At 32.9% G+C, this 18,193-nt stretch carries 17 protein-coding genes; 6 read left to right on the top strand and 11 right to left on the bottom strand.

Annotation, left to right across the window (positions count from 1 at the left end; all coding sequences use genetic code 11):
• Positions 1-63: 63 nt before the first annotated feature.
• Positions 64-1,572 (top strand): sugar ABC transporter ATP-binding protein, encoded by a 1,509-nt coding sequence (locus EW093_RS09355; protein ID WP_246745020.1) that lies wholly within the window; start codon positions 64-66, stop codon positions 1,570-1,572.
• Positions 1,569-2,606: a galactose/methyl galactoside ABC transporter permease MglC gene (mglC, locus tag EW093_RS09350; protein WP_149568144.1), complete on the top strand. Its 1,038-nt coding sequence runs from the start codon at positions 1,569-1,571 to the stop codon at positions 2,604-2,606. Before EW093_RS09355 ends, mglC begins: the two co-directional genes overlap by 4 nt.
• Before the next feature lie 50 nt (positions 2,607-2,656).
• Here mglC and EW093_RS09345 read toward each other — a convergent pair whose 3' ends face one another.
• Positions 2,657-3,553, bottom strand: coding sequence for an ABC transporter permease subunit (locus tag EW093_RS09345; protein ID WP_149568143.1), 897 nt, complete (start codon positions 3,551-3,553; stop codon positions 2,657-2,659).
• Positions 3,546-4,427, bottom strand: a complete 882-nt coding sequence (locus EW093_RS09340) for an ABC transporter permease subunit (protein ID WP_149568142.1) — start codon at positions 4,425-4,427, stop codon at positions 3,546-3,548. Before EW093_RS09340 ends, EW093_RS09345 begins: the two co-directional genes overlap by 8 nt.
• Positions 4,428-4,500: 73 nt before the next feature.
• On the opposite strand from EW093_RS09340, the gene EW093_RS09335 reads away from it, so the two are divergent.
• A complete protein-coding gene (locus tag EW093_RS09335) occupies positions 4,501-5,358 on the top strand; it encodes a hypothetical protein (protein WP_149568141.1) in 858 nt (285 codons plus the stop codon).
• Positions 5,351-6,496, top strand: coding sequence for an iron-containing alcohol dehydrogenase (locus EW093_RS09330; RefSeq protein ID WP_149568140.1), 1,146 nt, complete (start codon positions 5,351-5,353; stop codon positions 6,494-6,496). Before EW093_RS09335 ends, EW093_RS09330 begins: the two co-directional genes overlap by 8 nt.
• Position 6,497: 1 nt before the next feature.
• On the opposite strand, the gene EW093_RS09325 is transcribed toward EW093_RS09330, so the two are convergent.
• Entirely contained in the window at positions 6,498-7,187 is a 690-nt protein-coding gene (locus tag EW093_RS09325) for a metallophosphoesterase family protein (protein WP_149568139.1), read from the bottom strand.
• 1 nt (position 7,188) lies between these two features.
• Positions 7,189-7,947: an exodeoxyribonuclease III gene (locus EW093_RS09320; RefSeq protein ID WP_149568138.1), complete on the bottom strand. Its 759-nt coding sequence runs from the start codon at positions 7,945-7,947 to the stop codon at positions 7,189-7,191.
• Positions 7,948-8,013: 66 nt separating this feature from the next.
• Here EW093_RS09320 and EW093_RS09315 point away from each other — a divergent pair, with 66 nt between their 5' ends.
• The gene (locus EW093_RS09315; RefSeq protein WP_149568137.1) at positions 8,014-10,167 is read left to right on the top strand and encodes a methyl-accepting chemotaxis protein; all 2,154 of its coding nucleotides are present in this window, start codon (positions 8,014-8,016) and stop codon (positions 10,165-10,167) included.
• Here EW093_RS09315 and EW093_RS09310 read toward each other — a convergent pair.
• The 4 genes from EW093_RS09310 to EW093_RS09295 form a co-directional block, all read right to left on the bottom strand.
• Positions 10,157-10,495, bottom strand: coding sequence for an Hpt domain-containing protein (locus EW093_RS09310; RefSeq protein ID WP_149568136.1), 339 nt, complete (start codon positions 10,493-10,495; stop codon positions 10,157-10,159). The two genes, EW093_RS09315 and EW093_RS09310, sit on opposite strands and share 11 nt — an antisense overlap.
• A gap of 12 nt (positions 10,496-10,507) precedes the next feature.
• Complete coding sequence (locus tag EW093_RS09305; protein WP_149568135.1) at positions 10,508-12,535, bottom strand: response regulator; 2,028 nt, start codon at positions 12,533-12,535, stop codon at positions 10,508-10,510.
• A gap of 113 nt (positions 12,536-12,648) precedes the next feature.
• The gene (locus EW093_RS09300; RefSeq protein ID WP_149568134.1) at positions 12,649-13,893 is read right to left on the bottom strand and encodes a response regulator; all 1,245 of its coding nucleotides are present in this window, start codon (positions 13,891-13,893) and stop codon (positions 12,649-12,651) included.
• Complete coding sequence (locus EW093_RS09295; protein WP_149568133.1) at positions 13,890-14,840, bottom strand: hypothetical protein; 951 nt, start codon at positions 14,838-14,840, stop codon at positions 13,890-13,892. Before EW093_RS09295 ends, EW093_RS09300 begins: the two co-directional genes overlap by 4 nt.
• A gap of 58 nt (positions 14,841-14,898) precedes the next feature.
• Here EW093_RS09295 and EW093_RS09290 point away from each other — a divergent pair, with 58 nt between their 5' ends.
• On the top strand, positions 14,899-16,098 hold the full coding sequence (locus EW093_RS09290) for an MORN repeat-containing protein (protein WP_187759658.1): 1,200 nt from the start codon (positions 14,899-14,901) through the stop codon (positions 16,096-16,098).
• Here EW093_RS09290 and EW093_RS09285 read toward each other — a convergent pair.
• Genes EW093_RS09285 through EW093_RS09275 form a run of 3 tightly spaced genes read right to left on the bottom strand, consistent with a single transcriptional unit; the run spans position 16,091 to position 18,121 of the window.
• On the bottom strand, positions 16,091-16,834 hold the full coding sequence (locus EW093_RS09285) for a hypothetical protein (RefSeq protein WP_149568131.1): 744 nt from the start codon (positions 16,832-16,834) through the stop codon (positions 16,091-16,093). The two genes, EW093_RS09290 and EW093_RS09285, sit on opposite strands and share 8 nt — an antisense overlap.
• Positions 16,827-17,792 (bottom strand): Gfo/Idh/MocA family protein, encoded by a 966-nt coding sequence (locus tag EW093_RS09280; RefSeq protein WP_149568130.1) that lies wholly within the window; start codon positions 17,790-17,792, stop codon positions 16,827-16,829. The genes EW093_RS09285 and EW093_RS09280 overlap by 8 nt, the downstream gene beginning before the upstream one ends.
• A 5-nt stretch (positions 17,793-17,797) precedes the next feature.
• On the bottom strand, positions 17,798-18,121 hold the full coding sequence (locus tag EW093_RS09275; protein WP_149568129.1) for an LB_289 family protein: 324 nt from the start codon (positions 18,119-18,121) through the stop codon (positions 17,798-17,800).
• Positions 18,122-18,193 lie beyond the last annotated feature (72 nt).

The raw sequence follows: 18,193 nt of genomic DNA, 5'->3' as shown, positions 1-18,193 counted from the left end.
GTGTTAATTCGCTCCCTTATATATCTTTGATACAGAGAGGTATTTCTTTTGCAAGAAGATTATTTGTTAAGTATAAAAAATGTTTGCAAGTCATTCGCCGGTGTAACAGTTCTTAAAAATGTATGCCTAAACATTAGGCCGGGAACAGTTCACTCCTTAATGGGTGAAAATGGAGCTGGAAAGTCTACACTAATGAAATGTCTTTTCGGTATTTATAAACAAGATGCAGGGGAATTTTTTTTAGAGGGTAAACAATTCAACTTCACAGACCCAAAACATGCCCTAGAGAATGGCGTATCCATGGTGCATCAAGAGTTAAACCAGGTAACAAAAAGAACAATTTCAGACAATATCTGGTTAGGTCGTTATCCAACTAAAGGTCTATTTATAGACGAAAAAAAGATGCACAACGATACATTAGACCTATTCAAAAGGTTAAATATACACTTAAATCCTAAAACTAGGTTAGATAAACTATCTGTATCCCAAAGACAGATGGTAGAAATAGCAAAAGCTGTTTCCTATGATGCAAAAATTATTGTATTAGACGAGCCTACATCGTCTTTGACAGCACATGAAGTAGAGATGTTATTTGCAATAATGCGAGTACTTAGAGACGAAGGTGTTGGTATTGTCTATATTTCACATAAAATGGAAGAGATCTTCGAGGTTTCCGATGATGTTACTGTTTTAAGGGATGGAACCCATATAGGAACTGAGAAAATCGAAGATTTAACTATGGAAAAAATAGTTAATATGATGGTTGGTAGAGACTTAGATGATCGATTTCCACCAAAGACAAATGTCCCAGAGGGGATACATATGTCTGTCAGGAACCTAACAACTAAGTATGCACCTATTGTAAAAAATGCTAGCTTTGACCTTAGAAAGGGTGAAATCCTTGGTGTTGCAGGTTTAGTAGGTGCAGGAAGAACAGAACTTATTGAAGCTATATTTGGAGCAAGAACAACTGAGAGTGGAGAAATTTCAATTGATGGTAAGCTTATAGATAACTCTACACCAAATAAAGCTATTGGTAATAGATTCGCTCTATTAACAGAAGAGAGAAGAGAGACAGGAATCTATCCTGTTGCAGATATAACATTCAACTCATGCATATCTAATATAAATGAGTACAAAAATCGATTTGGTCTTTTAAATGATAAAAAAATGAAGGCTGATACAGATGTACAAATTAAGAGTATGCGGATAAAAACACCAAATAGAAGAGAGAGAATCAGAAATCTAAGTGGTGGTAATCAGCAAAAAGTTATTATTGGTCGATGGCTATTAACACAGCCAGATATTCTTTTATTAGATGAGCCAACAAGAGGTATTGATGTTGGAGCAAAATATGAGATTTATCAGCTTATAATAGACCTAGCCAACAGAGGTAAATCAATAATTGTAGTATCTTCTGAGATGCCAGAATTAATAGGAATAACAAATAGGATAATGGTTATGAGTAATGGACATGTTGCTGGAATCGTAAATACTGACGAAACAACACAGACAGAAATTTTTAACCTTTCAACAAAATACTTAAATAATAATGAAGAGGCTGAAGTATGAGTAGTGTAAGTACAACGGGTGAAAAAAAGTTCTTAAAATGGACTAAGAGTCAGTGGCAGGAAATGTTAACAAATAATGCTATTTATATAGTTATATTTGCAATAATTATTTTTATAATCATAAGAGAACCTGCGTTTTTATCAATTCACGTTTTTAAAAATATCTTAACCCAATCTTCTGTTAGATTAATTCTAGCTTTTGGAGTTGGAGGTATTATTATCTTACAAGGAACAGACCTTTCCCTTGGTAGAATGGTTGGTTTTGCAGCAGTTGTTGCTGGTTCTATGTTACAAAGGCCAGATTATGCAAATAGATTCTATCCAGATATGGCAGTACTACCATTAATTGTTCCTTTAATTATTGTAATGATAATAACTGGTTTTTTTAGTGGAGTTAATGGATGGGTTGTAGCAAAATATAAGATTCACCCATTTTTAGCCACAATGGGTATGATGATTACGCTATACGGTATTCTTTCTATATACTTCGCATCTGGTGCACCAGGACCACAACCTATTGGTGGATTTGATGATAGATATACTAACCTTGTAATTGGAACTACACTAGGTATTCCTAATATTGTAATATTTGCAATTCTAACAAGTGGTCTCGTGTGGGTGTTATGGAATAAAACCACATTTGGTAAAAATATGTATGCTGTTGGAGGGAATCCTGAGGCAGCTAAAGTTTCTGGTGTAAATGTTACAGGAACAACAATTCTTGTATTTGTTTTTGGTGGAGTTCTATACGGTTTAGGTGGTTTCTTAGAAGCAGCTAGAATAGGTAGTGCAAACAACGGTACAGGTTTTGGTTATGAGCTAGATGCAATAGCAGCTTGTGTAGTTGGTGGAATCTCATTTAGTGGTGGAATTGGAAAAGTTTCTGGGGCTATTGTAGGTGTTTTAATGTTTACTATCATTAGTTATGGTATGACATTTATCGGTTTAGACATGTATTATCAGTACATAATTAAAGGTATCATTATTGTTGCAGCTGTTGCATTAGATACAAAAAAATATTTAAAGAAATCTTAGTTTCCTCCTTTTTTATTGGATTTCGGGACTACCTTTTGGTAGTCCTTTTTTTATATATACACAGCCTGTTTACTTCGAAACCTAAAATAGGACTCAATACTTGTTTGTAAAAAGTGAAAAGTAAATAGTATTAGTAGATAACCTAAAAGAGGGAAAAGTAACAACCACTGGGAATAGTCTAAATGATGTCTTCCTTGACCAATTAATCCTGCAAGCTCATTTGTAATAGAGTAATATAGAACAGGATCCTTAGATATCCTAGTTCCACCAATAAATAGATTAAATATTCCAAGCTGTCCAACAATGTTTAATATTCCTATCATCTCACTAATAAATAGAATTAATAATTTTTCGTAAATATTAGGGATAATATGCTTAAAAATAATCCTAGATCTACTGGCACCTAAGGAGTTAGCCGCTTCGATAAACCCCTCTTTTAATATTAGTTTAGAGAAGTTTTTAATTGAAGCTATAGTATGAGGAAGTCCTAAAAAAGAGATAACACAAACTTGAAAAATAAAGATCACATTAAATGGAAGAGATGAATCTATGGTTATTCTAAATAAAAAGAAGTAGGCTAAAATAAACAGAGGGAAGCTATTTAGAACATTTAAATCTAGACCTTTAAGTTTATCTTTAAAACTTAAAGGAAGACCAATAAGAAGACCAAATAAAAACCTTAAAAGTGCCCCAAAAAATGCAACAATCAATGTATATTTAAAGCCATAAAGAATTATTGTTAATAGGTCATACCCCCAGGTATTTGTTCCAAAAGGATGCTCTAAATTAGGGGCATGGGGGCTATAAAGATATACTTCTTTATTATCAACAACCTCTATCCTTATATTTTCTTGGAATGTCTTAGAATAGGGAGCCAAATAGGAACCAAAGATAGAGATTCCAACTACAAGTAAAAACAGTAATAATGCCAATTTAAGTCTAATCATTGCAAACAACCTTTTTAACACCTTTTACAAAAAAACTTAATAAACTGTAGGATAAAAAATATAAAATAACAAAACCAAAAAGTACGTTCACAACAACATGGGGCTGAACAAAATCAATTTCATATTTCAATCCTCCATTTGCTCCTAAAACATAAAAAAGTAAACGGGTAACTCCAGAAATATTATATAGTCTTTCTACAATGAACAAATTTGCTATAATAAGCCCAGTTAATCTAGGGATTTCTCCAATGATTAGAGGGAAAATTCCAGGTAATATGTGTTTAAAAAAAATATAGCGGTCTCCTAACCCTTTAGCCTTGGCATATAAAACATAACTCTGCCCACGGATTTTGAATGTCTCTCCAGAAACAATATTCATCATATAGATCAAAGGAAATAGAGACATAGATATTAGGGGTAATATTATTGCGTAACTGCCACCTGCAGTTGCGACCTTAATAAGACGAAATCCAATTAAATTATTTAAAACTATAACTAGAATCTGAAGAATTATTATCAGTATAAAGTCAGGTACAAATCCTATTAAACTAAGTGTATTTCTAATTTTAAAAGTTTTATAATTAGATAGAAGAAGCCCTAAGAGTACTCCTATAAATACCCCTAAGAATAGTGAGATGTTTAAGTATAAAAAGGACGTAATAAAAAAGCGAGGGAAAACCTCTATCAGACTTCTACTATTACCCCTTATAACATACGAAAATATATCTCCAGACCTTAAAACATCAAAATAATTAGCTATAAGTATAAAAGGTTGTTTTATATCAAATAGAAGCTCTCCTTGACGAACTGATACAATCTCTGGAATAACTGATACAAAAAAAACTGCAACCACTATAAACAAAATCTTTTTCATATTTTATTAACTCTTATAAAAGCTTTAATTTCAAGGGATTTTATTTATATCAATTGTGTGCTAATTTTTAAATATGAATAAACTTCTAATCTATTTTATTTTAATTATACACCTATTAAGTTGTGGAGGATCTAAGGATATCTCTACCAAATATACAGGAGACTATGTGGCTATAGACAGTCATAATAGAGAGCTCTTTTATGGGGTTAATATCTTAAAAAACCGTGTTTTTAAGCTTTGGTATCTAGAAAAAACCGGAGAGATTGAAGAGAGATCTATTATATTAAGAGAGTTAAACATAGAAAATAAATTTAGATATAATTTTAGTACAGAGAGGTTTCCAACATGGACTTATACCTACTTTGATAAAAAATCTCCAATAAAAGTCATTTTCTCTGAGTTTAGAAATGGTGAAGTAAAAATAAGTCTTAGAATAGAGAGTAATAGTGAGTTTAAAAATAGGTTAGATCTATTTCAACAAGAATCCATTATTATTCCTGTAGACCAAAAATGGTCTAGACCTATGTTGTTAAATTTTGAAGATACAGATTTTTACAATACTAATGATAAAAGATTTCTTAAATTCAATACAGTTAGTAACAAATATTATAGTTTTAGTGGATATGTCGAGAATCAATATTATACCAAAAATGATCTCTTTTATACAGGATATGATACTATTTCAGACCTAGAAGGTGTTGGTAAATATAGTTGGACAGAGACAAATATAATCAACACTACTTTAAAAAATATCAAAATTGAACTTGAAACAGAGATAACCAGAGGGGATAAAAGGCCTAATAAATATAGTTATAATATAAAGGATAAAATAGAATTTAATGGGAAGGTAGAATCCTATAGCTATGAAGATAAAGAAAGAAAAGTTTTATTAATAAAAGTAAAAAAGTCAGAAGGAGAGATAGATGACTAATTTTGATTTAAATCTTCCAACACAAATCAGGTTTGGGAAAAAGAGGGAAGAAGAGATAGGGTCGATACTAACCCAGGACAACATAACAAGAATTCTATTTGTCTACGGTACATCATCAATAAAAAGTACAGGTCTATATAGTCGTATTATAAGTATATTAGATGAGTACAAAATTGAAGTGGTTGAGTACTCAGGAATCAGGCCAAACCCATTAGTTATAGATGTTGATAGGGCCTCAGAACTAGGAAGAAAGAGTGCTGTTCAAGCAGTCTTAGCTGTTGGAGGAGGATCTGTAATGGACTCAGCTAAAGCTATTGCAGTAGGAATTGCTCATAAACAAAAAATATGGGATTTTTATAATGGTTCCCAAATAAAAAAGGCACTACCTATATATAATATAGTTACCCTAGCGGCAACAGCAAGTGAAATGAACGGGGGATTTGTTTTAACAAATAGTGAAACAAAGGAAAAACTTAGCCTTAAATCTGAACTAACAAAACCAAAAGTTTCCATATTGAACCCAGAACTTACATTTACAGTCCCTCCAAACTACACAGCTTATAGCGCCATAGATATCTTTGCTCATACTATAGAGGGGTATCTGACATCTACTAAGTCACCATCATTTATAAACCTCTTAAAAGAGAGTGTAATTAAAACAGTAAAAGATAAGACTGAGCTAATTTTAATAAATCCCCAGGACTACAATGCTAGGGCCGAATTTATGTGGGCAGCAACAATGGCTTTAAATGGAACAACCAACCTAGGATTAGATGGAGCACAATTTCCAAACCACATGTTAGAACACGGTGTTGGAAGTATCTTTAACATACCCCACGGGGCTGGATTATCCATAGTTATTCCCGCATGGATGAGATGGTATAAGGATAATAACAGACCACAGTTCCTTCGTCTATTTAAAGAGATTTTTAATAAAGAGAGTTTAGATGAAGGGATAGAAGCTGTAGAAAATTGGTTCCACTCATTAGGTTCGCCTATTAGGTTCTCTGAGTATAACATAGAAGAGAGCAGCTTTAAATCTATTTCCGAGAAAGCATATAAACAAGCTCAAATGTGGGGAATTGATAAAACCTACACAAAAGAGGTTATTATGGAAATATTATTACTAGCTAAATAGTTTAAGGATTACCTGTTTCTAGAGCTTTAATAAGACTCTTTGGGAAGTTGTGTCTCTTTAAATCCTCTACAATTTCTGAAACTGGATATGGAACAGTGATGATTTCAGGTTCAATAACCTTACCATCTATACTTAGCTCTATATAAGAAGACTCTGGTTTACCAAATTTTGGTTTTCCAACACTTCCACTATTTAAAAGATGTTTCCCATCTTTTTTTGTAATATAAGGAAGATGTGTATGGGCACATAATAGTATATCAGATTTCATTTCAGATATATAAATAGAAGCTTCGGCACTGTTCTCTCTGATATATTCACTTATAGAGCTAGGGCTTCCATGGACTAAGCAGATTGAAACTTCTTCAACAGAAAACTCTATATAGTCAGGTAAGTGTTTTAAATATGTAAGGTTCTCCTGTGTTAATCGATCAAAATTCCAATAAAGTACAAAATCTTCATCCCTACTACGATCAAAGTTCTCCATTGTTATTGCTTCATCATGATTACCCTTAATAGATATTACATTTTCATCCTTTAATAGGTCTATAACTTCATTTGTATAGGTGTGATAACCAATAATATCCCCTAAACAGTAAATTCTATTAATACCTCGACTTCTAATATCTTTTATTGTAGCCCTTAAAGCCGGTAGGTTTGAATGTATGTCTGAAATAAATGCTAACTTTGTCATGTTATAAATCTAACCTTATGGGGCAATGGTCACTACCCATTACTTCATTTAAAATTTCACAATTATCGATTTCATCTAACAAATTATCAGTAATTATAAAGTAATCGATACGCCACCCAATATTTTTCTCCCTAGCTTTAGTTCTATAGGACCACCAAGTATAGTTCCCTGGAGTTGGATCAAAGAATCTAAAAACATCAATATAACCTGCATTAATAAAACTATCCATCCACTCCCTCTCTTCAGGTAAAAAACCAGGGTTTTTAGTATTAGTTTTAGGGTTTGCTAAATCAATCTCTTTATGAGCAACATTTAAGTCTCCACACAAGATAACTTTTTTACCATTATCCCTTAAGCTATTCATCTTACCCATTATAGCACTATTAAATCTTAACTTATAGTCTAATCTTTTTCCCTCGCTTTGGCTGTTAGGAAAATATGTATTAATAATAGTAAACTGTGGAAACTCAAGCTCTATATACCTTCCCTCGGAGTCAAATTCATCAATTCCCATATAATTTACACTTAAGGGTTTTTCCTTGCAATATGTAACAACTCCGCTGTACCCTTTTTTCTCTGCACTGGCGAAATAACTATAATACCCCTTAGGCTCAATAAATTTCTTTGTTAAAACATCTGGATAGGCCTTAGTCTCTTGCAGACATAAAATATCAGGGTTCTCTTCTTTCATCCACTTATATAGTCCCTTAGTCTCTGCAGCTCTTATTCCGTTAACATTCCAACTAATTATCTTTTTCATATTTTTATTTTATTTGAACTATAAATATATTACAATTAATATATCTATTAAATTAAGGAATTTAACATGAAGTTAAGGACAAAATCATTAATAATGAATTTAATGCTACCAGTAATAGTTTATGCATTAATAATGGTAATTACTTTTATACAAATATCTAGGTATAAGATAAAAGATATTGCAGAAACCCAAAATGCTGTTTTACACGCTGCCTCAAGTGACATTGTTGCGGTCTTAAACAACAAAAAAGCGGTTCTAAAGGCAGGAAGTAGGTTAAATAGTATTAAAAACCTCTCTAACATTATGCCACAAAAACATATTGAAGGGGAACTTGAAAAAATACCTGAATACCATCTAGCCAAGAATGATCTACAATCTTTAGTTACAGATATTAAAGGTGTATCACTCCTCTATTTTGCTACAGAATCTTCCCCTATTATAATTTCCCAGGATTGGGCAAATATTCCAGATGATTATGATGCTAGAACAAGAGGCTGGTATAAGGAGACAAAAAATAAAAAAGATACATTTATTACCTCTCCATATCTTACTGCAGATTCAGAAGCTGAAAATACACTTACAATTACAATGGGACACCCTATTTTTGAAGGTTCAAAATTTAATGGTACTATAGCTATGGATATGTCTATAACAGATATAACCGATGAGATGAAGCGACTTCAAAACGAACACCAAGAGTTATCGATAACCCTATTTAATGGTTCAAATGAGCAGATACTTTATAGCAAAACAGCGACATTTGAGGATAACATTTTTATGAGGGACCTTTTTGCAGCTTTAGGATATAACGAGGAACAACAGAAGGATTTTATAACTCTTTTTAAAAAGGTTAATGATACAGGAGAACCAGGTAGATTTGAATCCCATAGGGTTGTAGCACTATATAAAATAAAGGGTACTCCTTGGTTAATAGCAGCATCTTTTAACAAACAAGAGCTAATCAATGCAGAACTAAGGCCGACTTTTATTGTTTTTATGTTATCAGCTATTATATTTATTTTTGTTCTACTTTTTGGTTATATATCGTCAAGATTCTTAATTTTTAAACCTATCAAAGACCTTTCTACTAGATTCTATGATATATCCCATGGAGAGGGAGATCTAACTGTTAGAATAGATACAAAAAACAGGGATGAACTTGGTGAGTTAGCAACAAACTTTAACTCTTTTACAGATAAGATAAGAGATATTATTAAAAATATTATACAAGTCACTAGTAATATAGAAGGTAGACAACTAGAAGTTGCTGGAATAACTCAAGAGACTGCATCTGCTTCTGTAGAGATAAGTTCTAATGTTGATTCTATAAATAAGCAGATGGAAGACTTAAATACCCAGTTTCAATCTGTTTCTTCTGCGATGGATGAGATTGATGCCACAGTAAATAGTCTTTTTGATAGTACAGAGATTCAAAATAATGCTGTAGATGAAACAAGTTCTTCAATTGAGGAGATGGTAGCCCAATTAGACTCTGTTGCAAAAATTGTTAATGAAAAGAAAAAAGAAGCAGAGCAATTAACCCACATAATAAATGAGAGTGGAAAACAGATATCCGATGGAACAACAGCAAATGAAGAGGTCGTAGAGCTTGCAGGTAAGGTTTCAGAGATGTCTGAAGTTATTAGTAATATTGCGACTCAAACAAACCTATTATCTATGAACGCAGCAATTGAGGCTGCCCATGCAGGGGATGCAGGAAAGGGTTTTGCTGTAGTTGCAGATGAAATTAGAAAGTTAGCGGAGAGTGCTCAGGACAACTCTGGAGAAATTCAAGAGACTATCTCAAATATTTTAAATAAGGTTAATGTTGCATACAATATCTCTAAATCCAGTGAAGAGACCTTCCAAAAACTTAGAGAGGGTACTAACTCAACAATTTTAGCCCTAGAAGAGATAAATGTATCAACCCAGGAGTTATCCCAAGGAGGAGCTTTAATTATTAGTGCAAATAGTAAATTAAGCCAAGTTTCAGCCCAGGTTAGTGACAGTACCCAGGAGATGAGTAATACAATCGCTTTAATTACAGAGTCTACAAGGAACGCTGCAGACATCTCTATTCATGTAAAAGAGGGCATGGCTGAAATTGCCCATGGAACAGGGGATATCTCTGAGTCTGTAAATGTTATTAATAATCTTGCAGATGAAGTTACAAACAATACTAACAAACTAAAAGACGAGACAAATAAGTTTAAAGTGTAATATATTTCTGCAGCTCAGACTCTGTTTGGGCTGCTAGATCCTTAACCCTATCTATCTTTACTTGAATTCCTTTCTCGATCCTATTATAAGCTAAATCTTCTAACTCCTCAGCAGCCTTTCCTAGGGGAACTATATCTAAATTCAGACTGCTACCCTTTATACTATGGGCAATCTGTCTTAATTGATCAAAATCGAAGGGTTGTTTTAAACTAGATAGTTTTTCTAAAAGATTATTAAGGTTTTCTAAATATGGAGTTAAGACTTCTAATAGAATATCCTTCTCCCCCATAAATCTATCTAGTGCACTTTCAAAATCAAACAATAACATCTATATCTCCTTCTAAAGCCATTTATTAATGGACTTCATAACATCATCTTTTTTAAATGGCTTAGTCATAACATCACTCATTCCTGACTCTATACATTTATCATATTCACCTTTTATTGCACTTGCTGTTACAGCTACAATTGGAATAGTAAACCCCATCTCTCTTATCTCTTTTGAGGAGTCATATCCATTTTTAACTGGCATTTGACAATCCATAAAAATTAAATCTAAAGTGTTTTCTTTAACTATATCTATAGCCTCTTGACCATCCGAGGCAGTTATTACGTTATACCCAGACTTTTCTAAAATAATACGAAAGAGTTTCTGGTTAACTAAGTGATCCTCAACAATTAAAATAGTTGGAGTGCTTGATGGAATATAATCAATCTCTTCCTGATTACCAGATTGATCCATACTTTTAAAATTCGCTAAGTCATCAGAGTATAACTCTTCATCTATAGGTATAAGCTCTTCTAAGTCGTCGTAGACATCATCTGAAAATTTTAATGGTTCTAAATACTCATCATCATCATCATCTAGGTTATCATCTACAATTTCATCACTTAGGACTTCTAACTCTTCAATATCATCATCCTCTAGGGATGTATCTACTTCACTTTCCAATGTTCTTGAGTATAACTCTTTTATCGTATTATATAACTCTTCCTTCTTTACAGGTTTGGTTAAATAGCCTTGAAACCAGCCTAAAAGTTTCATTTTTGACTCTTCGATCCCCTTACCCTTTAGAGACATTAAAAGTGTTTTTGTTGTTCTAATTAGACTGTTTGAGTGTATTTCACTAGCTAGTTGCCAACCATCCATACCAGGTAAAATTTGGTCTATAAAACATAGGTCGTAGGGTTCTCCCATTGTGGCTTTTTTTATTAACTCACTTAGAGCATCCATCACCGTATAAACTTCCAAAACTCGATAACCCCATGACCGTAATATATCAGAGAATATCTTATTTACCTTATGATTATCATCAACAACTAGGGCCTTTAAGTCTTTAATAGGAGGCTCTGGATATTGTAGTTTATTTTTTTTACCAACTGTTACTGGAATTTCAAAATAGAAGGAAGCACCCTCCCCCTCTTTACTGTTAACAGCCATTACTCCGCCCATCATCTGTACCAAACTTGAACAGATAGAGAGTCCTAGACCAGTACCACCAAACTGTCTAGTTGTCGATGCATCAGCCTGAGAAAAGGCCTTAAATAGTCTTTTTTGTTTATCCAAAGAAATTCCAATTCCTGAGTCAGTGACAGAAATATTTAAAAGGACCCTTTCTTTATCTATAGGTTTTGTTTTTACTTCTAATATAATCTCACCCTCTTTTGTAAACTTTACAGCATTACTCATAAGGTTAACAATAACTTGTCTTAACCTTACTTGATCACCATAAATAAACTGAGGTAGATTATCATCTATTAAAATTGCAACATCTACACCTTTTCTATGGGCTTCTAGGGCAGAAAGATCAACAGAATTTACTATTGTATCGTATAAATTATACTCAATATTTTCAAAAACCAACTTACCAGCTTCGATTTTGGAGAAGTCTAGAATATCGTTAATAAGTGTTAATAGAACTTTAGCAGCAAAATCTATCTGGGTAACATACTCTTTCTGCTCACTATCCAGTTTAGTATCAAGGAGTAGTTCAGCCAAACCTGTAACGGTATGAATAGGAGTTCTTATTTCATGACTCATATTGGCTAAAAAAATACTCTTAGAAGCTTCTGACTTCTCTGCAGCCTGTTTAGCTTCTAACAATGTACCCTGGGATTCCATTTCCCTACCGATATCTAATGCGACACCTACTATTACAAAACTCTTGCCAACATCCACCTTATCTAGAGAAATTTTCCACCAACAACTAGACTCTCCACTTAAATATCTAACATTTAGTGTTTTTTTTAATTTAGTACCTAGAATTAGTTCGTTTAAAGCTTCTATCAATAACTCTTTATCCTCTGGAATTATAAAAGATAAAAACTCTTTATTCTCTATCTCATGGAAGTCAACTTTTTTTACCATGTTTCTAAATGAGTTATTTGCCTTTAGGATCTTTCCATTGTTATTTATTACAAACTGAGCTGTTGAACTGTTTCTAAATAACTCTAGAGCATAATTAAACTGAATAATAACACCTACCGATTCTTTAATATTTCAAAGGCCTTAATCTTTATACTCTCACCATTTATAGGTTTTACAGAGTAATTCCTTATACCGTATGAAAGCACCTTCATAACATCATTCCGCTGTGTCGACGATGTTAAAACAATTGTTTTTTTATACAAGTCCTTACTAATTGTATCAAGAACTCTAAACCCATCTACTCCTGGCATTAGAAGGTCTAAAATTATTAAGTCAAACTCATTTATATGACTCTCTTTTAAAAAGTCGTCACCATCTAAATAACAGCAAATTTCCCAGTCAAATTTCTTAAAAACAGACTTAACTATAGCATGAACAACTTTATCATCATCTACTATTGCTATTTTTTTCTTCTCGTCTTCGATAGTAAAGCCTAAATCACTATCTGTAGCAGAGTCACTATCCTGCTCTTTATTTTCAGACCTATAATTTACTGTAATCGCTTCATCTTCATGGGACTTATTTTGGGAAAAAAGTAAGTCATCTTTAGTTTTACGAACAAAACCGAACATTATTCGATCTAGATTGTTCTCAACAAGAATATCATATAACTCTAAGTGGGTATTTAAGTATTTTTTAATCTCCTTAGAAGGTGTAAGAATCCGTATCTTAGTATCATCAATGTTTGCACCCTCCATGCAAAAGTGTATTAAACTTGTTAACTTCTGCCTATCTGCTAAACCAAAGGGGATATCTGTTAACATTAAAAGAACTAGAGGGTTTTTTACTCTATGTAGCTTTATAAGTTCGGCAATTCTAAATTTTACAACTTCTAACCTATTTCTATTTAAACCCATGGCTACTTCTACAAAAAGTATATTCTCATTAAGCCTAACTTCTAAAACACAGGGTGTTTGATCTACTTCAGTATTAATATGCAGAACATCGGAGATAGCAACTAAAAGAGACTCCATCTCAATTGGTTTCTTGATAAACTTCTTAACACCTAAGGGTATTGTTTGCATTAAAAAACTCTTATTTGGAGTATCCTTAGAGACCATAATTACAGGGATATTTGATGCATTAGGATTATTTTTTTTCCTAGCTAGAACAGATAGACTATCCATCCTGGTTAGATCTTTATCCATTATAATTAAGTCTGGAATAATACTTAAAATTTTACTATTACCATCTAACCCATTTATTGCTAAATAGGGCTCCAGGTCATTTTGAATACATAGTTTCTCGACTAATTTTCTAAAAGCCTCTGCTTCATCTATTATTAATATTTTTTTCAAACCGTGGCCTCTTTAAAATCTATGACATTTGCGATTTTATGATATGCCTCTTCATAGGAATCACCCATAAGATAATCATATAAATATACTTCCTTAATAATACCCTTTTCCTCTATTTTTACAATGGGAGAGACAACCAATCTTCTTATTGTTTCCATTTCAATACCTCTTCTAAGTAAAAAAGATGAAAATGATATATTTTCCCATGGAAGACTGTTTCCATTCTCATCATATAAGTACCCACTACCATCTAATATCTCTTCCAATGGACTCTTTGTATAGTGAAAACAACGCCTAGGAGGTGTTTTTGGGTCTATAGCCCCTCCCTCTTTTAAAGCCTTTTCCATTTTTGATATAAGGGTTGTTAACTCTCTATTTTTTAACCTTGTTCTAAATAACATAACAGCAATATCTGTATTAACACTATTTTTCTTTAGCAGTTCAGGAATATCATAATTAATAATATAGAGAGATCCAACCTTTTTTACACTCTGCCCATGAACATAGAAAAAATCCCTGTCACTTACCCATAGGTTAAACAGCTCTTTACTGGTTATATTCAACTTTTCTAACGCTTTATACGCAGAAATAACTTCGACATCATCCCACTTAACACTGTACCAGTTTTCAAACTGTTTTATCATTAAAGGTGTAAAACACTCCCTTCCCTTTTTTGCCATTTCGCACTTTAAAAGGTAGTGATTCTCAATTATATTTTTACTTGAAACAAAATCCCCAGGTAAATTAGCTAAATATACTAGGGATATACTCTCCCTAAATATTGGATCATTATGTATAACACTAAATATTAAACTCTCAACCCGGACACCATTTGTCTCTGGTCTAAGATATATATACAGATCTTTAATCTCTTCATTACCAGAAGTTCCAATAAAGGGAACAACTATGGTGGGTTTTCGTATGTCACGCTCTAACTCAAACATCACTTTAAATTATAGTACAATATTCGATTGCAGTAATCGATTTTTTTTATATAATAACTTTATGGATGATTTAATTCATTTTTCTGGAAAAACACAAAAGATCACAGTAGAAGCTTCTCAGATCCAAAAAGGAACATTTCATGATAAAGAGGGTAAAAAAAACTTTATACTTGAAGCAGAGTTTAATAGAAATGGGGAACTTTTAGTTAAAAAGTATCCTGATCAAATTGAGCACTATATTTTCCACAATGAGCAGATGATATGTAAACATGTTGCTAAACTAGATAAAACTCCCATATATAAGGTAGATTACTACTACCAAGAGGATCTTTTAGTTAAAAAGGTTCGTGTAAATAATGATGGGATTGTAGAAGATAGTGAAAGCTTTTATTACAACACAGAAGGTCTGTTAGAAAAAAAACAATCAAGAACAATGCTCTATGAATATGTATATAATAATAACAACCTATTAATAGAGGAGAGATGGCACTCTGATCTTAATTTAAACCAGATCATTAGATATAAATATGAAGAGGATCTTTTAATTGAGACCCTATACCTATCTGGGGATGAAATACCAGGGCGGAAAATAGAATTAAAGAGAAATAAGTCTGGATTTATTACCGAGGAGATTATCTACTCAGCCTCCAACCTTATTGTATCCCACTTTAAGTTTGAGTATATAACTAATTATAAGAACAACTGGTTAAAAAGGGTTAAATATACACTCCATACACAAAATAAAAGAAAAGAGGCTGCTGAAGTTCAATATAGAGATTTTAAATTCTTTGAAGAGTTAGAAGCAAAAAAGGATGAAGAGATAACTATAGAGAGTGGACAGGATATTCAAGAGTTAGAGTTTGATAATGGCATCTATAAGGGTGAAGTGGTTAATGGAGAGATGCACGGTTTTGGAGACTTCATTTTTAATACTGGCACAAGATATCAGGGCTCCTTTAAAAACAATGTAATGGAGGGTAAGGGTAAACTTACCTATATAAACGGCAAAGTATATGAAGGAACATTCGCTAATAATATGTTAGAGGGTCCTGGAGCCTGTAAATGGGCTAATGGAGATTTCTACGCAGGTGAGTTCAAAAATGGAAAAATGCATGGCCGGGGTTGTTATATTTGGAGCAATGGAAATAGGTTTGAAGGAATCTTTGAAGAGAACCGTAGAACAGAACAGGGTATTTTATATAAAAGATCCGAGTTAGAGTCTGACGCCCCACCAGAGTGGGTTAATGAACTATTTAAATAGATAAAAAGTCATTCCAGTTATGTTTCTCTGGTTTTGGTTCAATCCCTTTTCTTTTAAGATATATTTCTAACGCTTCCCGACTCTTAGGAAGGCCGTTATGATTAAAGCTACTACTCACCTCTTTTGACGCCTTGGAAAACAAACTTATATGATTTTCTAGTTCCATATTATTAGTAAGTTCAAAAACAGAGTTTACCTCGGATAGTAGAAGCTCCATCTCACTCCTATTTAATGAGAAGCCAAATGAGTCTAAACACTCTATACCATTATCAAAGAGACAAAACAGGATCTCATCACAATTTAGTAACTGATACAACTTAATCCTGGTCATCATAAAAGCTATATCTAAAAATGCCTCACCAAAAAGCCATAAATCCTTTTTAGTTTCTGGGTCAATTTTCCCACTATTTAAACCTATCATTAGGGATAACACAGGGTAATCAATAGTTGGGTAGTTTCTAATCTTCAATGTGTAATCATCCACATCTTTTATATTAAATTTTGAAAAATCATCTATCCAAGAGACAACAAACCTCTTCTTACCATCCTCAAAATTTATAGCCCCAACAGGGAAGGGGTTATTCCCTTTGGGAGTAATATTAAAGATCTCTTCAAAGGAGGATAGAGAGACTCCTAATGAGCCATTTTTTACTTTTTTATGAAGGGTTATTATATTTTTATCAGACTCTTCTGGAAAGTTTTTCTGCTCTAAGAGTTTGGAACCAATATTAATCATTAAAATTGTATCCTACTAGATCACGTACTCTGTCTAAAATTTCCATAATCTCTAGGGTATCCTTCTGTTTTACAACTGACCCCTGGGCTAAGCCTTTGTTAAAATCATCTATTACACCTTGAACCTGGTACTCGTAACCATAACCATCCCTAGGAAACTCTTGGTGTAACTCACCCTTACCATTAATAAACATACTAATAGATTTAGGGTGATGGAAATCTCCATTTAATCTAATCCAACCATTAGAACAACTAATAATAAACTCATTTGTTGAATATGCAAGGATTGAACTTGTTAACACAGCGGTTTGACCACTTTTATATGATAAAATTATTGAAGTTGATGTATCTACACCACTTTCAGAAAACTGGCTACTTGCCTGTATAGAGTCTGGATTACCTAAAAAATAGTGGGCCATACTTATAGGATAAATACCTAAATCTAGAAGAGCACCACCACCTAACTCCTTTTTATATAGTCTCTCGATACTCTTATCTAAAGGGTAACTTAAATCGCCGTGAATGTGGGTTATAGTTCCTAAATCTCCACTATCTAATATAGCTTTAACTCTGTCCACAGCTGGAAAATACTTACTCCACATAGCTTCAACTAAAAGGAGATTTTTCTCATTAGCTTTAGAAAACATCTGCCTAGATTCTAAACTATTTAAAGCAAAAGGTTTTTCACATAGCACAGCTTTATTATTATCAAGGGCTTCAATAGTCTGTGAATAGTGACTAGAGTTTGGTGTAGCAATATAGACTAAATCGATACTTTCTTGTTTATAGAAATCATCAGTACCTTCAAACCAAAGTTTAACATTAAACTTTTCAGCAAAAGCCCTCGCTTTATCTAATGATCTAGAGGATACAGCGTATAAAACTGCTCCTTCTACCCTATTAATAGCTTCTGCTAATTTCTCTGCGATTTTTCCAGTACCAATGATTCCTACATTCATAAGAGTTACTCTATTTCTCCCATCTCTTTTAGTTGTGTTATAGCTGATTCTTTCTCTTTAACACCACTCTTTTTTACAGCTTTTCGGATTACGTTCATCCAATTTTTCTCTTCTAGTTCTTCCTTCATTTCATCCAGTAGATCAAGAATTTCATCACTCATTTCTATATTATAAATTTTGGTTCCGTCATGGAAAAACAGACTGTTTAACTCGTTAATATAGTCACCTACAGTTTTTTCATTTTTTTCCATTTTTCTTGCTAGCACTTCTTCTTTTTTTCTAGCCTTTCTAAGATCTCGATCTTTTCTAGCCATATCAGTACTTTTCATTCTCTTCCCCCCTTATTTATTAAGTAACGATAGGGATATTAACTCTATGAGGTACAAAAAATCAATAGACTT

Origin of the sequence: Thiospirochaeta perfilievii, assembly GCF_008329945.1 — a bacterium.
GTDB lineage: Bacteria > Spirochaetota > Spirochaetia > DSM-2461 > DSM-2461 > Thiospirochaeta > Thiospirochaeta perfilievii.
The sequence above is the reverse complement of the archived record's forward strand: the minus strand, read 5'-3'. Positions and strand labels throughout refer to the sequence as shown.

Coding starts and splice junctions, on each gene's coding strand:
- mglC (WP_149568144.1), top strand. CDS start 1,569: ATGAGTAGTGTAAGTACAACGGGTGAAAAAAAGTTCTTAAAATGGACT.
- EW093_RS09345 (WP_149568143.1), bottom strand. CDS start 3,553: ATGATTAGACTTAAATTGGCATTATTACTGTTTTTACTTGTAGTTGGA.
- EW093_RS09340 (WP_149568142.1), bottom strand. CDS start 4,427: ATGAAAAAGATTTTGTTTATAGTGGTTGCAGTTTTTTTTGTATCAGTT.
- EW093_RS09335 (WP_149568141.1), top strand. CDS start 4,501: ATGAATAAACTTCTAATCTATTTTATTTTAATTATACACCTATTAAGT.
- EW093_RS09330 (WP_149568140.1), top strand. CDS start 5,351: ATGACTAATTTTGATTTAAATCTTCCAACACAAATCAGGTTTGGGAAA.
- EW093_RS09325 (WP_149568139.1), bottom strand. CDS start 7,187: ATGACAAAGTTAGCATTTATTTCAGACATACATTCAAACCTACCGGCT.
- EW093_RS09320 (WP_149568138.1), bottom strand. CDS start 7,947: ATGAAAAAGATAATTAGTTGGAATGTTAACGGAATAAGAGCTGCAGAG.
- EW093_RS09315 (WP_149568137.1), top strand. CDS start 8,014: ATGAAGTTAAGGACAAAATCATTAATAATGAATTTAATGCTACCAGTA.
- EW093_RS09310 (WP_149568136.1), bottom strand. CDS start 10,495: ATGTTATTGTTTGATTTTGAAAGTGCACTAGATAGATTTATGGGGGAG.
- EW093_RS09305 (WP_149568135.1), bottom strand. CDS start 12,535: ATGGTAAAAAAAGTTGACTTCCATGAGATAGAGAATAAAGAGTTTTTA.
- EW093_RS09290 (WP_187759658.1), top strand. CDS start 14,899: ATGGATGATTTAATTCATTTTTCTGGAAAAACACAAAAGATCACAGTA.
- EW093_RS09285 (WP_149568131.1), bottom strand. CDS start 16,834: ATGATTAATATTGGTTCCAAACTCTTAGAGCAGAAAAACTTTCCAGAA.
- EW093_RS09280 (WP_149568130.1), bottom strand. CDS start 17,792: ATGAATGTAGGAATCATTGGTACTGGAAAAATCGCAGAGAAATTAGCA.
- EW093_RS09275 (WP_149568129.1), bottom strand. CDS start 18,121: ATGAAAAGTACTGATATGGCTAGAAAAGATCGAGATCTTAGAAAGGCT.